This is a genomic window from Streptomyces sp. NPDC043176, from assembly GCF_056436715.1.
Genome location: NZ_JBWKCA010000011.1, coordinates 1 through 12,867, shown reverse-complemented (window position 1 = coordinate 12,867; position 12,867 = coordinate 1). Strand labels below are relative to the sequence as shown.

General features: G+C 73.1%; 14 protein-coding genes. 11 read left to right on the top strand and 3 right to left on the bottom strand.

The features are described from left to right. Window positions 1-89: 89 nt before the first annotated feature. Window positions 90-3,170, top strand: a complete 3,081-nt coding sequence (gene afsR, locus AC067A_RS19345) for an SARP-family global regulator AfsR (RefSeq protein WP_479243688.1) — start codon at window positions 90-92, stop codon at window positions 3,168-3,170. Between the two features lie 211 nt (window positions 3,171-3,381). Continuing rightward, window positions 3,382-3,612: a hypothetical protein gene (locus AC067A_RS19340; protein WP_479243687.1), complete on the top strand. Its 231-nt coding sequence runs from the start codon at window positions 3,382-3,384 to the stop codon at window positions 3,610-3,612. 288 nt (window positions 3,613-3,900) lie between these two features. Here the strand turns inward: AC067A_RS19340 and AC067A_RS19335 are convergent, their stop codons facing one another. After that, window positions 3,901-4,662: a GntR family transcriptional regulator gene (locus AC067A_RS19335; protein ID WP_479243686.1), complete on the bottom strand. Its 762-nt coding sequence runs from the start codon at window positions 4,660-4,662 to the stop codon at window positions 3,901-3,903. A 135-nt stretch (window positions 4,663-4,797) separates the two neighbouring features. Between AC067A_RS19335 and AC067A_RS19330 the strand changes: the two genes are divergently transcribed. The 4 genes from AC067A_RS19330 to AC067A_RS19315 all read left to right on the top strand — a co-directional run bounded on the left by AC067A_RS19330 (window position 4,798) and on the right by AC067A_RS19315 (window position 6,099). Continuing rightward, window positions 4,798-5,154 carry a hypothetical protein gene (locus tag AC067A_RS19330; protein ID WP_479243685.1) on the top strand — a complete coding sequence of 119 codons (357 nt, stop codon included), beginning with the start codon at window positions 4,798-4,800 and terminating at the stop codon, window positions 5,152-5,154. A gap of 1 nt (window position 5,155) precedes the next feature. Beyond that, window positions 5,156-5,464 carry a hypothetical protein gene (locus AC067A_RS19325; RefSeq protein WP_479243684.1) on the top strand — a complete coding sequence of 103 codons (309 nt, stop codon included), beginning with the start codon at window positions 5,156-5,158 and terminating at the stop codon, window positions 5,462-5,464. Next, on the top strand, window positions 5,461-5,739 hold the full coding sequence (locus tag AC067A_RS19320) for a hypothetical protein (protein ID WP_479243683.1): 279 nt from the start codon (window positions 5,461-5,463) through the stop codon (window positions 5,737-5,739). Before AC067A_RS19325 ends, AC067A_RS19320 begins: the two co-directional genes overlap by 4 nt. 63 nt (window positions 5,740-5,802) lie before the next feature. Continuing rightward, window positions 5,803-6,099 (top strand): hypothetical protein, encoded by a 297-nt coding sequence (locus AC067A_RS19315; RefSeq protein WP_479243682.1) that lies wholly within the window; start codon window positions 5,803-5,805, stop codon window positions 6,097-6,099. Here the strand turns inward: AC067A_RS19315 and AC067A_RS19310 are convergent. Then, the gene (locus tag AC067A_RS19310; RefSeq protein WP_479243907.1) at window positions 6,000-7,556 is read right to left on the bottom strand and encodes a FadD3 family acyl-CoA ligase; all 1,557 of its coding nucleotides are present in this window, start codon (window positions 7,554-7,556) and stop codon (window positions 6,000-6,002) included. The genes AC067A_RS19315 and AC067A_RS19310 overlap by 100 nt on opposite strands. A gap of 90 nt (window positions 7,557-7,646) precedes the next feature. Here AC067A_RS19310 and AC067A_RS19305 point away from each other — a divergent pair, with 90 nt between their 5' ends. The 4 genes from AC067A_RS19305 to AC067A_RS19290 all read left to right on the top strand — a co-directional run bounded on the left by AC067A_RS19305 (window position 7,647) and on the right by AC067A_RS19290 (window position 11,278). Next, on the top strand, window positions 7,647-8,789 hold the full coding sequence (locus tag AC067A_RS19305) for a lipid-transfer protein (protein WP_479243681.1): 1,143 nt from the start codon (window positions 7,647-7,649) through the stop codon (window positions 8,787-8,789). Window positions 8,790-8,804: 15 nt separating this feature from the next. Next, entirely contained in the window at window positions 8,805-9,236 is a 432-nt protein-coding gene (locus tag AC067A_RS19300; RefSeq protein ID WP_479243680.1) for a Zn-ribbon domain-containing OB-fold protein, read from the top strand. Further along, entirely contained in the window at window positions 9,233-10,009 is a 777-nt protein-coding gene (locus AC067A_RS19295) for an enoyl-CoA hydratase/isomerase family protein (protein ID WP_479243679.1), read from the top strand. Before AC067A_RS19300 ends, AC067A_RS19295 begins: the two co-directional genes overlap by 4 nt. 96 nt (window positions 10,010-10,105) lie before the next feature. Next, window positions 10,106-11,278, top strand: a complete 1,173-nt coding sequence (locus tag AC067A_RS19290; protein ID WP_479243678.1) for a hypothetical protein — start codon at window positions 10,106-10,108, stop codon at window positions 11,276-11,278. Window positions 11,279-11,287: 9 nt separating this feature from the next. Here the strand turns inward: AC067A_RS19290 and AC067A_RS19285 are convergent, their stop codons facing one another. Next, window positions 11,288-11,845 carry a hypothetical protein gene (locus AC067A_RS19285; RefSeq protein ID WP_479243677.1) on the bottom strand — a complete coding sequence of 186 codons (558 nt, stop codon included), beginning with the start codon at window positions 11,843-11,845 and terminating at the stop codon, window positions 11,288-11,290. 126 nt (window positions 11,846-11,971) lie between these two features. Here AC067A_RS19285 and AC067A_RS19280 point away from each other — a divergent pair, with 126 nt between their 5' ends. Next, entirely contained in the window at window positions 11,972-12,580 is a 609-nt protein-coding gene (locus AC067A_RS19280) for a hypothetical protein (protein WP_479243676.1), read from the top strand. Window positions 12,581-12,867 lie beyond the last annotated feature (287 nt).

Sequence of the window (12,867 nt, the reverse complement as noted above, 5' to 3'; positions counted from 1 at the left end):
CCCCCGCGCCTGCGACCCGATGCTGACGGACCCCCTCCGGACAAGGCAGACTGTCCTGGGCGAAACCAGCGGTACGGGCAGGGGGAGCGATGGACCGTGAGAACGGGCCGCGAGTTCCGGTGCAGCGGGCTCCGAGGACGGGCGCGACGACCCCGGCGGGCGAAGGCGCCCGCACGGACGCCTTCGCGAGCGCGGACGCCGTGGCCGGTGCGGACGGCGTGACCGGCGCGGACGCCCGAGCGGGCGCGGCCGGCGCGGCCGGTGCGGCCGCCCCCGGGGCCCTTCGCTTCGGAGTGCTCGGGCCCGTGCGGGCGTGGCGGGACGGAGAGGCCGTGCCGACCGGGTCGCCCCAGCAGCGGGCCCTGCTCGCGGCACTGCTGCTGCGGGGCGGGCGGACGGCCACCGCGCACGAGCTGATCGACGCCCTCTGGGGCGAGGAGCCGCCCTCGCAGGCGCTCGCGGCGGTACGGACGTACGCCTCCCGCCTCCGCAAGGCGCTGGACCCGAACGTCCTGGTCAGCGAGTCCGGCGGCTACGCGCTCCGCACCCCGGCCGCCGCACTCGACGTCACCACCGCGCAGGAACTGGCCGCCGAGGCCGAGAAGCTGCGGGCGGCCGGGGACCGCGCGGGCGCCCGGGAGCGGCTCGCCGAGGCCCTGGACCTGTGGGACGGCGAGGTGCTGGCCTCCGTACCCGGACCGTACGCCGAGACGCAGCGGACCCGCCTGGAGGAATGGCGGCTCACCCTCCTGGAGACCCGCCTCGACATCGACCTGGAGGTCGGCGCGCACGCGGAGGCCGTCTCCGAGCTCACCGCGCTCACCGCCGCGCACCCCCTGCGCGAACGGCTCCGCGAGCTGCTCATGCTCGCCCTCTACCGCAGCGGACGGCAGGCCGAGGCCCTCGCCGTGTACGCCGACACGCGCCGGCTCCTCGCCGACGAGCTCGGCGTCGACCCCACACCCGAACTCTCCCGGCTCCAGCAGCGCATCCTCCGGGCCGACGCCGAACTCGCCCGCCCCGTCGAGGAGCCCGTCCCGGCCGCGGCCCCCGTCGCCCGGCCCGCCCAGCTTCCCGCGACCGTCCCGGACTTCACCGGCCGCGCGTCCTTCGTACGGGAACTCGGCGCCCGGCTCGCCACCGCCGAGGGCCACGTCATGGCGGTGTCGGCGCTCGCCGGCATCGGCGGCGTCGGCAAGACGACGCTCGCCGTGCACGTCGCCCACGAGGCACGCCCGCACTTCCCCGACGGACAGCTGTACGTCGACCTCCAGGGCGCCGGCAACCGCGCCGCCGCACCCGAGACGGTCCTCGGTTCGTTCCTCCGCGCCCTCGGCACCGCCGACTCGGCCATCCCCGACTCCCTCGACGACCGCGCCGCGCTCTACCGCTCGACCCTCGACGGCCGGCGCGTCCTGGTCCTCCTCGACAACGCCCGCGACGCCGCCCAGATCCGCCCGCTCCTGCCGGGCACGGCGGGCTGCGCGGCCCTCGTCACCAGCAGGATCCGCATGGTCGACCTGGCCGGCGCGCACCTGGTCGACCTGGACGTGATGTCCCCGGAGGAGGCGCTCCAGCTCTTCACCCGGATCGTCGGCGAGGAGCGGGTCGGCTCCGAGCGGGAGGCCGCGCTCGACGTCGTCGCCGCCTGCGGCTTCCTCCCCCTGGCGATCCGCATCGCCGCGTCCCGCCTGGCCGCCCGCCGCACCTGGACGGTGTCGGTCCTCGCCGCGAAGCTCGCCGACGAGCGCCGCCGCCTCGACGAGCTCCAGGCGGGCGACCTCGCCGTCAAGGCCACCTTCGAACTCGGCTACGGCCAGCTCGAACCGGCCCAGGCCCGCGCCTTCCGCCTCCTCGGCCTCGCCGACGGCCCCGACATCTCCCTCGCGGCCGCGGCCGCCGTCCTCGACCTGCCCCTCTGGGACACCGAGGACCTCCTGGAGGCGCTCGTCGACACCTCCCTCGTCGAGTCCGCCGCCCCCGGCCGCTACCGCTACCACGACCTCGTCCGGCTCTACGCGCGTGCCTGCGCCGACCGCGACGAACAGCCCCCCTCGGAGAAGGAGGCCGCCCTCTCCCGCCTCCTCGACTTCTACCTCTCGACCGCCGCCCGGGTCTACGCCATCGAGCGCCCCGGCGACCGCCTCGTCGACCACCTCGAACCCACCACCCACGACGGCCTCACCTTCACCGACCGCCACGACGCCCAGGACTGGCTCTACGCCGAGGCCAACTGCCTCCTCGCCACCGTCCGCCAGTCCGCCTCCTCCCCCACCACCCTCCGCCGCGGCGTCGACCTCCTCTGGGCCTCCCTCGACCTCGCCGAATCCGGCGCCAACTCCAAGGAGTACGAGGCCGTCGCGACGGTGCTGCGGGAGGCGGCCGCCACCACGGGCGACGTCCGCGCGGAGGGACGCGCGGCGCTGACCCTGGCGTACGTCCAGCACGTGGCGGGCCGCTTCGAGGAGGCCGACGGCCACGCCCACCAGGCGATGGACCTCACCTCCGCGACGGGCGACGACCTCCCGCTGTGCTGGGCGGCCAACGCCCTGGGGATCATGGCCCTCTACCAGGGGCGCAACGCCGACGGGGAACGCTTCCTCGCCCAGGCCACGGCGGCGTTCCGCGCCTGCGACGACGCCGCCGGCGAGGCCAGCGCCCTCTGCAACCTCTCCCGCATCCACCTGGCCATGGGACAGACGGACATCGCGGTCGAACTGGCCCAGCGGGGCACCGACATGTACGACGCCCTGGGTCATTCCCTCAAGGGCGCCAACGGCCGCTACGCACTCGGGCTCGCGCTGACCCAGGGCGGTCAGCTGGACCAGGCGGCGGCCCGGCTCGCCGAGGCCCTCGAAGTGTTCCAGGACAGCCGGCAGCGCCTGTGGGAGGGCATGTCGCTCTTCAGGATCGCCGAGGTCGACATCGCGGCCCGCCGGTACGCGCAGGCCGCGTCGAACTCCGAGATGGCCCTCGCCATCCTCTGGGGAGTGGGCGGCGAGTGGCGCCGGGGTCAGGTCCTCGTCGTCCTCGGACGCGCGTTGTCCGGCATAGGGCAGCACGGGCGGGCCCGGGTCTGCTGGCAGGAGGCCCTCGGCATCTTCGTGGAACTGGGGTCGCCGGAGGAATCCGAGGTACGGGCCCTGCTGTTGGAGACCGCCGCGGCCTGACCACTGAGCTGCCCGTTCATCGTTCGTTTATGACCGTCGGGCAGTCTTCTCCCATCGATCCGCCGCGTCGGGGGGCAGACGGGTCGATGGTCCGGCCGTCACACCGTCGCACTAGGGTGAACGGCTCCGAGTGGGCCCTCCGGCTGTCCACGGGGGAACGGCCGAGAGGGCCCACTCGCCCCATCCGAAGTCACTACGGGAGTTGATCACCATGGCCGACCTGGACCCGACCGCGCCCATTGCCAAGCCGACGAACATGCACGCCACCGGCGAGGACATCGTCAGCAAGAACATGCACGCGACGGACGCTCCGCTCGCCGACTCGGTGGCCGAGAAGCTCGGCATCAGCGGCAACATGCACGCCACCACGGAGCCCGTCGACGGCAGCGCCGGCACGGCGACGACCGACAACATGCACGCCACCACCGAGCCGGCCAAGTAGACCATTCCCGACGGGGAGAACGGCCGCGGCGGCGCCATCGGGGGAGTCGCCGGGGTCGACCAGGGAGGTCCGGTCGACGGGGGAGCACACGGGCTCGGGGGACGCCCGGCGGAACCAGGGGGGATCCGTCCGGGCGGGGCCCGTGCGCAACGCGATCGGACCACCGCGAAGAGGGGCCGGGCAGACGCCCGGCCCCTCTTCGCGGTGGCGACCTGACCGTCGCAGTGACCGTGAAGGCCCGGACCATGCCTTGGTCCGGGCCTTTCGCCATGCACGGAACGTGCTGAACTACGCCTCCGGATCAAGCTCGATGACGAAGTCCACGATCGTCGTGTCCCCACGCCGGACGATCGGGTGGGCGACCTCCACCACGCGGCCGGAGTCCGCGATGTGGCGGCGGGTGTAGCGGAGCACCGGCACACCCGAGCCGATGCGCAGGGCGGACGCCTCGTCCTCGGTGGGCATTCCACAGGTGAACGATTCGGCAATGCGGGTGACGGTGATCCCCAGGGTGGCCAGCTGCGCCCGAGTGCCGCCCGGCCAAGGTTCGTTGATGGGGTCGGCCACCGGGGTGCCGTGGACGTCGGCCCAGCGCAGGTAGCTCGTGCTCACCTGGGTGGGCACGTCACTGTCGTAGAAGACGAAGTGGCGCGCGAGCAGCCGCTCGCCGGCCTCGCACTCGAACAGCGCGGCGAGTTCGGCGTCCGCCTGCACCCTTTCGAAGCGCTTGTCGAGGCGGTACTCGGACCAACCGATGCCCTGGTCCCGGGTGAACGGCGTCGCCTTCGCCCCCGGCGAGGTCCGATACCGGTCGGCGGCCATCCGGTGCACCGGCGGCCGGGGCCTCACACGGGTTCCGGCGCGGGCGCGGCTCTCGATGACGCCTTCGTTCCGCAGCAGCCCGAGCGCGTTGCGGACGGTGACCTCCGAAACCCCGTACTCCTCGCAGAGCGCGGGGAGGATCGGCAGTCGCTCGCCGGGCCCGAACTCCCCTGTCGCGATACGACGCCGCAGGTCAGCGGCGATCCGCTGGTACTCCGGCTGTGTCACACCCCACCACCGTTCGAACATCGACCTCAATCTGCATACACATAATGACCCGCCCGGCTTGACCGGCGCCAACCTCGGCGGCATTCTGATTACAGATAACCGGTATCTGTAATCAGATATTGGCCGGGAGGGACCATGCCCGCATCGGGCTGTTCGTGGTGCAGACGCTTCCGCGCGCTGCCCCGCGAAGCAAGAAACGTCCGCGACTGGACCGCGAGCCGGATCGCTCAGCCGGACGCCCCACTCGTCGCACACGAGTTGTTCGTCGGCTGCCTCGCGGCGCGCCCCGACAGCATCGAGATGACCCTGTCCACGGCGGGCGACCGTATCCGCATCACCGCGAGAGGGCCGGAGCCGCTCACCGCGCTCTGTAGCCACGGCCCCGGCCTGGCCATCGTGCGCGGCTTCAGCTCTACACGCGGACTGGCCGACGACGGCAAGGCCCTCTGGGCCGAAATACACGCCTCCCCCGGGAAAAAGGGACCTGCCTGAGATGACCCCTCTCCTCACCCGCCTCGCCACCCGCGTCCGCGCCCTCCTCGCCCCCACCGGCCGTCACCGGGCCCGACCGCCCGGACCACCGCCCCCGGCTCCCCCGGCTCCCCCGCGCCTCCGGCCCGCCTCGACCGTGCGGAGTTGGTACGGCCCGCTCGACGGGACGGCGACCGCGCTCGTACGGCCCTACCTCAGGGCCCACGAGCAGGAGCAGGCCGTACGGCTGCGGCGGCAAGTCGTGCTGCCGGCGGCCACGTACGGGATCGACCTCGACCGCCGCGTCATTCATCCGTTGGAGGCCGCGTGAGAACCCCACGACTGCTCCCCTGGGCCGGGCCCGACGGGAAGCCCTGCTATCTGATCGGCGACGGGACGGGGCGGCTGGCCCGGCTGGCCGATCAGGTGGAGACCGTGCAACTGGGTCTGGCCCGGCAGACCCTGGAGCGCGCCCGCGCCGCGCTCGATGGGCCACCGCAGGGGACCGGGGAGCTGCGACTCCTGGCCGGACAGCTCAGTGACGCCTTGCGGGACGCCCTGCTGATCGCCGAGTGCCGGGCGTCGTCCGCCCCCCGGGGCGAGTGAGCCGCGCCTGCGGGTGCCACCCGGCTCCGCCGTACGGTGAAGCCGTCGACGGGGAGGAACCCCATGACGGCGCAGCACCTCGACAGCGGCGAGTCGCTCGTCCCCCGGCCCGAGCGGACACCCGTCGCCCTCCGCGTGGCGCCGGCGCAGGTCGCTCCGTACCGCCTGGCCGACATGGAGCAGCAGAAGGACGAGGCCATCGCCCTCGCCGCGCGGACGGAGAACATGGAGCATGCCGGTTGCGGCGCCGGGGCCGCCCGTCACCCCGACGTGCGCACCCGCAGCTCCCCCTTCACCACCTTGCCGCTCGCGTTGCGCGGGAGTTCGGTGACGAACTCGACCTGGCGGGGGACCTTGTAGTTGGCCATCTCGCGGCGGGCCCAGGCGATGAGGTCGTCGGCGGTGACGCGGGCGCCGGGGCGGCGGACCGCGAAGGCCTTGCCGACCTCGCCGAGGCGGGGGTCGGGGATGCCGATGACGGCGACGTCGGCGATGTCGGGGTGAAGGCCGAGGAGTTGCTCGATCTCGGCCGGGTAGGCGTTGAAGCCGCCGACGATGAACATGTCCTTGAGCCGGTCGGTGATGCGGAGGTTGCCGGCGTCGTCGAGGACGCCGACGTCCCCGGTGTGGAGCCAGCCGTCGGGGTCGATCGCCGCGGCCGTCGCCTCGGCGTCCTCGAAGTAGCCGCTCATGACGTGGTGGCCGCGGACGAGGACCTCGCCGGTCGGGGAGAGCCGGACCTCGGTGTCGGGGATGGGGCGGCCGGAGGTGGTGGCGACGGTCGCGTCCGGGTCGTCGCGACGGCACATGGTGACGATGCCGCTCGCCTCGGAGAGGCCGTACGCGGTGAGGACCGTGCCGACGCCGAGGTCGCCGCGGAGGCGTTCGACGAGGCGGAGGGGGACCACGGCCGCGCCGGTGACGACGAGCCGGAGGGAGGAGAGGTCGTGGGCGCGGCGGGCGGGGTGGTCGAGGAGGGACTGGTGGAGGGTGGGCGGGCCGGGCAGGACGGTGATGCGCTCGGCGGCGATGTTGGCGAGGACGGTGTCGACGGTGAAGACGGACTGGGGGACGATCACCGCGCCGCGCATGAGGCAGGCGAGGATGCCGGCCTTGTAGCCGAAGGTGTGGAAGAAGGGGTTGACCACGAGGTAGCGGTCGCCTTCCCGGAGGCCGGCGAGTCCGGCCCAGATCGCGTAGCAGCGCAGGGACTGGGCGTGGCTGATGACGGCGCCCTTCGGCCGGCCGGTGGTGCCGGAGGTGTAGACGATGTCGGAGGGGGCGTCGGGGTCGATCGCGTCCGCGCGGGCGCGGACCCGGGTGGCGGGGATCCGGTCGCCTTCGGCGAGGAAGGCCTTCCAGGTCGTCCAGTCCGCCTCGTCGGGCGCGGTGTCGCCGAGGACCACGACCTTCTCCAGGTGCGGGAGTTCGGCGCCGGAGCGGCGCAGGGAGGCCACGTAGGAGGTGCCGAGGAAGGTGCCGGTGACGAAGAGCAGGCGGGCCCGTGAGCGCTGGAGGACGTAGGCCGCCTCGGTGCCCTTGAAGCGGGTGTTGAGGGGGACGAGGACGGCGCCGGCCGTGACGGCGCCGAGGGCCGAGACGATCCAGTCGAGGGTGTTGGGGGCCCAGATCGCGACCCGGTCGCCGGCGCGTACGCCGGTGGCGAGGCAGGCGGCGGCGGCCCGTTCGACGCGTTCGCCGAGTTCGGCGTAGGTGACGCGGACGCGGCCGTCGACGACGGCTTCCCGCGCCCCGTACCGCTCGGCCGCGGCCCGTACGAGACCGGGGATCGTGCCCCACTCCAGGTCGCCGCGCATGTCCATACCCAACCTCCCTGTAGCTGACTATCCGTCAGATTAGTTGTAGCCTGACGCGCTGTCAGCAGTGCTGCCCCATGAGGAGGTTCGGTGCTCAAGGACGCCACGGCGATCGTCGGAATCGGTCAGACCGCCTTCGCCAAACACCTGCCCGAGACCGAGAAGGCCCTCGCCTGCCGGGCGATCCTCGCCGCCCTCGACGACGCCGGGATCGACCCGTCCGAGGTCGACGGGTTCGCCTCGTACACGATGGAGGAGACCGACGAGGTCGAGGTCGCCAAGTCCATCGGCGCCGGCGACGTCACCTTCTTCTCCAAGGTCGGCTACGGCGGCGGCGGGTCCTGCGCGACCGTCGGCCACCTCGCCGCCGCCGTCGCCACCGGCCAGGCGAGCGTCGGCGTCGCCTGGCGGTCCCGGAAGCGGGGCTCGGGCCCCCGCCCCTGGAAGAACACCGCCGTCCAGCTGCCCACCCCCGGCCAGTGGACCCGCCCCTACGGGCTGCTCCGCCCCGCCGACGAGATCGGCATGCTCGCCCGCCGCTACATGCACGAGTACGGCGCCACCCGCGACCACCTCTTCAACGTCGCCCTCGCCTGCCGCAACCGCGCCAACCAGAACCCCGCCGCGATCATGTACGAGCGCCCGCTGACCCGCGAGATGTACATGACCGCCCGCTGGATCAGCGAACCCCTCTGCCTCTTCGACAACTGCCTGGAGACGGACGGCGCCCTCGCCTGCGTCATCGTGAGCGCCGAACGCGCCCGCGACTGCCGGCAGAAGCCCGTGTACGTGCACTCCGCCGCCCAGGGCCTGCCCGCCCAGCACCACGGCATGGTCAACTACTGGAACGACGACCCGCTGTCCGGCCCCGCCTGGACCGCCGCCCGGCACCTGTGGAAGCAGGCCGACTTCGGCCCCCAGGACGTCGACGTCGCCCAGATCTACGACGCCTTCACCCCCCTCGTACCGCTCTCCCTGGAGGGCTACGGCTTCTGCGGGCGCGGCGAGGGCGCCGCCTTCACCGAGGGCGGGGCGCTGGAGATCGGCGGCCGGCTGCCCCTCAACACCGGCGGCGGCGGTCTCAGCGAGGCGTACGTCCACGGCTTCAACCTCATCAACGAGGGCGTGAAACAGCTCCGCGGCACCTCCACCGCCCAGGTCCCCGACGCCGCCACCTGCCTGGTCACGGCGGGCGAGGGCGTCCCCACATCCGCCGTCCTGCTTCGCGCCTGAGGAGTTGATCCCGACATGCTGACCCCCGTCGCCGACGAGGACGGTGCCCCCTTCTGGGAGTACACCGCCCGGAGCGAGCTCCGCGTCCAGGCCTGCGCGGCCCCCGACTGCGGCGAGCTGCGCTTCCCGCCCCGCCCCTGCTGCCCGCACTGCCACTCCTTCGACAGCGAGTGGCGGCTGATGTCGGGACGCGGCCGGATCTGGTCGTACGTGCTGCCCCACCCGCCGCTCCTGCCCGACTACGCCGCCCAGGCCCCGTACAACGCGGTGCTCGTCGAACTCGCCGACGCCCCGCGCATCCGTCTCGTCGGCAACGTCGTCGCCGCCCCGGACGCCCCCCTGAACTCCGTCGACCCCGAACGGCTCCGCATCGGCGCCCCGGTGCGGGTGGCGTTCACCGAGATCGACGGCGTCACCGTCCCCCGCTGGCTCCTGGAGCGCGGGTGAGCATCCGGGTCGAGCGCGACAAGGAGTCCGGGGTCGCGGTGGTCACCCTCGACCGGCCCGCCCGGCACAACGCCCTCACTCTGGAGATGGCCCGCGAGCTCGGCGCCGTCTGGCGCGGGTTCCGGTACGAGGACGACGTCCGCGCGATCGTCGTCACCGGCGCCGGCGGGCGGGCCTTCTGTACCGGAATCGACCGGGCGGACGCCGGGAACGTACCGCAGCCCTCCTCGCCCTACACGATCGACGACCCGCTCCTCACGATCGGTCCCAAGGCGAACGACCTGTGGAAACCGGTGGTCGCGGCCGTCGAGGGCATGGCCTGCGGCGGGGCCTTCTACCTGCTCGGCGAGGCCGAGTTCCTGGTCGCCGGGGAGGGGGCGGAGTTCTTCGACCCGCACACCACCTACGGGATGGTCAGCGCCTTCGAGACCGTCCACATGGCGCAGCGGATGCCGTTCGGGGAGGTCGCCCGGATGGTCCTGATGGGCGGCGCGGAGCGGATCTCGGCCCGGCGGGCGTACGAGACGGGGCTGGTCAGCGAGGTCACCCCGGACGGCGCGGCGCTGGCCGCGGCGCGCGGGGCGGCCGCCGTCATCGCCGCCCAGCCGACGGAGGCGGTGCAGGGGACCGTCCGGGCGCTCTGGTCCACCCGTGAGGCGACCCGTGCCCAGGCCCTCGCGCAGGCGCCGCACCTGGTCTCCCTGGGAAACCTTCCGACGGAGCGTCAGGCCGCGCTGTTCGGAAGGAGGTCGCAGGGCCACCGTCTGCGCTGACCCGGCCCGGTTTCGGCCCACTCCCCCCGGTCTGCTTGAATTGATCTTCTTCTTTGAAGAGACACCGTCAAGAATTCAACGGGGGACGTGAGCACCATGGGACGACACTTCGTCAGGACCGCCGGAATCGCGGCGAGCGCCGCACTGCTGCTGACCGCCTGCGGAGGCGGCGGCGCCGACCCGGCGGACCTCGCCGGCGCCGGCGGGGTCTCCGGCGGCGCGAAGAACGGCGGCACCGGAGAGGGCGAGGCCGGTGGGACCCCGGACGCGGTGAAGACGGCGCCGCTCGCCCGCCCCGGCACCCTCACCGTCTCCTTCTGCCACCAGATCCCGGACTCCGCGAACGGCGGCGACGTCTACGGGCTCACCCTGCGGTCCTTCTCCGCCGAGAACGGCGCCCTCCTCGCCGAGCGCAGCACCGTCCTGCCCACCGACGTCGAGCCGGCGAACGGCTGCGAGGAGGACGGCCCCGGCCACGGCGTGGGGACCGCCTTCGACAAGGACCTCACGCTCGTCGCCGGTCTGGTCGACAGCGACCGGCCCGGCGCCTTCGACCTCACCACCGGCCAGGAGGTCGGCGCACCCGACCCGGACGCCTTCACCAAGGCCGTCGCCAGCGACGGCGTCGCCTTCCACCCGGTCACCGGCAGGCTCTGGTACGACCGCGAGGGAGAGTCCTCCCTCGCCTCGCGCGACCCGAAGGGCGGACCCGCGACCGAGGAGACCACGCCCGCGGCGAAGGTCCCCGACCTGCTCGAAGGGGACGGCGTCACCGCGACCACCGTCCTGGCCGCCTCCGGGATCAACGGCCCGACGATCCCCGAGGGCGGCATCACGGCCTCCGACAGCTTCGGCGAGGGCCTGCACCTCAGCCGGATCGACCGCACCGGTCAGGCCGGCGGCGCCGGCCTGGAGTCCTTCCTCACCGACCTGCGGACGGCCGGCCTGGACAAGCTGGGCTGCGACCCCGCCTTCTGGCGGGACGCCACCACCCTCGTCTGCGACTTCACGCAGATCACCTTCGACTCCGACCACAAGAAGGTGCTGAAGACCGAGAAGCTCATCCCCGACAACGACCGGACCAACCTGCCCCCGGTCCTCGCTCCGGACGGCAAGGGCTTCGCCTTCCTCTCCAAGGGGGAGAACGGACGGTGGGGGCTCTTCCGCGGCACCTTCACGCCCGGCGCCCAACCGGTGAAGGTGGCCGACGTGGACGAGCCGATCGACGGCGCCGAACACCACCGGACCAGCCTGGTCCGCTGGAACTGACGTCCGCGCCTACTGCTCGCGCACGTCGTGGACCCAGCAGTTCTTCACCTGGTCGACGGCCTTCGGGTTCCTCATCGCGATCTCGAAGGTCTTCGTCTCCCCGCCCCCGACGGTGACGACGGTCTCGGCGGAGTCCACCGCCGAGCCCGAGGCGCCCTTGAACTCCAGGGTGACCCGGAACGACGTCGTGTCACGGGCCCTCGACGTGATGCGCAGGGTCGCCGTGGTGTCCGCCTGACGGGCCGGCTTGCCCTTGCGCTTCTTCCGGCCCGGCTCCACGCAGTCGAGGACCTCGACCTTCGCCTCGGCCTGGGACGGCGAGGGGCTCGCCGCGGCCGTGGAGGCGCTGCCCGAGCCGCTGTAGTCGTCGTTGCCCTTCTCGTCGCTGGAGCAGCCGCCGCCCGAGTCGTCGTCGGAGTCCGAGTGGCTCCGGCTCTTGCTCTTGCTCTTGCCGCTGCCGCCACCGCTGCTGCTGCTGCCGTGGCCGCCCTTGCCGGAGTGGAATCCGGTCAGCGCGAGCACCACCACCGTGAGCGTCGCCGCGAGCTTCAGACGTGTCCGTACCATCGCCGCAAACCGTCCTGTCTGTCGTGTCCGCGCCACCCTAGGGGATGTCCCGGTGCCGCCTGGCGGGGCCCCCGCACCCGGCGTAGCGTCGGGAACGAGAGCCGCACCGACAAGGAGGCCGCATCGATGATCCGCAACGTCGTCGGCTCGGTCCTGGCTCTCGCCGGAGCGACGGCCGCCGTCTGGAGCCCCTTCCGTGCCTGGTACGACGGCCGTCACGGCCGCGACTACGCGATCGACGAACTCTTCACCGGCATCACCGACGCCAGGTCCGACGTGCTCGGCTCGATCCTGCTCCCGTTCGCCTTCGCCGCCCTGCTCACCCTCGTCGGCGTCGTACTCCGCTCCCGGCTGCTCGTCGCCCTCGCCGGAGTCGTCGTCCTCGGCTTCACCGTCCTCTGGATGGTCCGCGTCGGACAGGCCGAGGGCGGCCTCGTGATCTCCGGCGACGGCCGCGGGCTCGGCGACGGCGTCGCGAACGCCTTCGGCGGCGGCGTCCTGCTGCTCCTCGGCGCGCTCGTCATGTCCGGCCGCAGGCACCGCACGCACCTGCGCGACCGGCCGGACGCGCACCACCGGCCCACCCATCCCACACTCGACGGCCCGCCCGTCCACCCCGGCGACCCCGAGGCACCGGGCCGCCACCCGCAGGCCTCCACCCCGTACGCGGCGACCCGGACCTTCGACGTCCCGACACCGGACCCGGAACGGGAGGACCCGCCACCGAAGGGCTGACGCCCCCGGCAGCGGGTCCCGTGCGCCGCTCCCCCGCCGGGGAGCGGCCCTTCCGTTCTCCGGACGTCCCAGGGGGGCGCCCCGGCCGGTCGTGCCGGGCTCGCGGGGCCCGGCACGCACGCTGATCCGGCCTGATCGACAAGGCACCCCCTAGGGCCTGTGTGATGTCGTGATCACGTGGTGGTCTTGAGCAGATCGTCGATCCAGATCATGGAGGCTCGGAGGTGGAGGCCGGCGAGGTAGCTTTCGGGCGCCTTGTCGTAGCGGGTGGCGATGCCTCGCCAGGC

Coding starts and splice junctions, on each gene's coding strand:
- afsR (WP_479243688.1), top strand. CDS start 90: ATGGACCGTGAGAACGGGCCGCGAGTTCCGGTGCAGCGGGCTCCGAGG.
- AC067A_RS19340 (WP_479243687.1), top strand. CDS start 3,382: ATGGCCGACCTGGACCCGACCGCGCCCATTGCCAAGCCGACGAACATG.
- AC067A_RS19330 (WP_479243685.1), top strand. CDS start 4,798: ATGCCCGCATCGGGCTGTTCGTGGTGCAGACGCTTCCGCGCGCTGCCC.
- AC067A_RS19325 (WP_479243684.1), top strand. CDS start 5,156: ATGACCCCTCTCCTCACCCGCCTCGCCACCCGCGTCCGCGCCCTCCTC.
- AC067A_RS19315 (WP_479243682.1), top strand. CDS start 5,803: ATGACGGCGCAGCACCTCGACAGCGGCGAGTCGCTCGTCCCCCGGCCC.
- AC067A_RS19310 (WP_479243907.1), bottom strand. CDS start 7,556: ATGCGCGGCGACCTGGAGTGGGGCACGATCCCCGGTCTCGTACGGGCC.
- AC067A_RS19300 (WP_479243680.1), top strand. CDS start 8,805: ATGCTGACCCCCGTCGCCGACGAGGACGGTGCCCCCTTCTGGGAGTAC.
- AC067A_RS19290 (WP_479243678.1), top strand. CDS start 10,106: ATGGGACGACACTTCGTCAGGACCGCCGGAATCGCGGCGAGCGCCGCA.
- AC067A_RS19285 (WP_479243677.1), bottom strand. CDS start 11,845: ATGGTACGGACACGTCTGAAGCTCGCGGCGACGCTCACGGTGGTGGTG.
- AC067A_RS19280 (WP_479243676.1), top strand. CDS start 11,972: ATGATCCGCAACGTCGTCGGCTCGGTCCTGGCTCTCGCCGGAGCGACG.